Source organism: Bradyrhizobium sp. Leo78 (assembly GCF_059512425.1).
In genome coordinates this window covers 1-990 of the sequence record NZ_JCAMOT010000155.1, presented here as the reverse complement: position 1 = coordinate 990, position 990 = coordinate 1, and the positions used below count along the sequence as shown (strand labels likewise).

The 990-nt window shown below is 66.6% G+C and carries 2 protein-coding genes; both read right to left on the bottom strand.

Going from position 1 to position 990, the window contains the following annotated elements:
• Positions 1-757: IS91 family transposase (locus AC5ZG1_RS44010; RefSeq protein WP_496136520.1), on the bottom strand; the 757-nt coding region annotated here is incomplete at its 3' end.
• 7 nt (positions 758-764) lie between these two features.
• Positions 765-990 (bottom strand): tyrosine-type recombinase/integrase (locus AC5ZG1_RS44005; protein ID WP_464350127.1); only part of this gene is annotated, 226 nt, incomplete at its 5' end.

Sequence of the window (990 nt, the reverse complement as noted above, 5' to 3'; positions counted from 1 at the left end):
CCTCTGGCCCACCGAACGGCCGCTTGGCGTAGACAACCCATTCGGCCTTGCGCAGCGGTGCGAGATAAGCCGCGAAGGATTGCGCCTCGGCGAGATGGGCGTGATCGCCGAAGAAGCTCAGGCGGCCGGCCTGGTGGGCCGCGACGAGCTTCTCCTGGAACACTCGCCGGAACAGGCGGGAGAGTACGCGCACGGGCAGGAAGAAGCCCAGCCGGCAGGACACCCAGCGCTGGCCGTCAGGCGAGATGCCGCCGCCCGGCACGATCATGTGCACATGGGGATGATGGGTCAGCGCCGAGCCCCAGGTGTGCAGCACGGAGGTGATGCCGATCCTGGCCCCCAGATGCTTCGGATCGGCGGCGATCGTCAGCATGGTCTCGGCCGAGACCTTGAACAGCAGGTCGTAGAGGACGGCCTTGTTCTGGTAGGCGATGTCGGCGATCGCTCCTGGCAGCGTGAACACGACATGATAGTACGGCACCGGCAATAGGTCGGCTTCGCGGTCGGCGAGCCAGTCCTTGGCGGCGGCGCCCTGACACTTCGGGCAGTGCCGGTTGCGGCAGGAGTTGTAGGCGATGGTCGTATAGGCGCAGTCCGCGCAGCGCGCGACATGGCCGCCGAGGGCCGCCGTGCGGCAGCGCTCGATCGCCGACATCACCTTCATCTGGTCGAGGCTGACATGGCCGGCATGGGATTGACGCCATGCCGGGCCATGGTTGCGGAAGATGTCCGCAACCTCCAAGGCTGGGCGCGACACGCGTGCGTCAGCCGGGCGGCCGGATCTCCTTGAGCTTGAGCGCGATGTGCTCCAACGGGCTCATGACCTCGCTGATCGTCTTGGTGGCGACGCGGGTATAGAGCGCCGTGGTGTCGAGCTTGGCGTGACCGAGCAGCACCTGGATGACGCGGACGTCGATGTTCTGCTCCAAGAGGTGGGTGGCGAAGCTGTGCCGCAAGGTGTGCAGCGAGACGCGCTTGTTGATCTCGGCC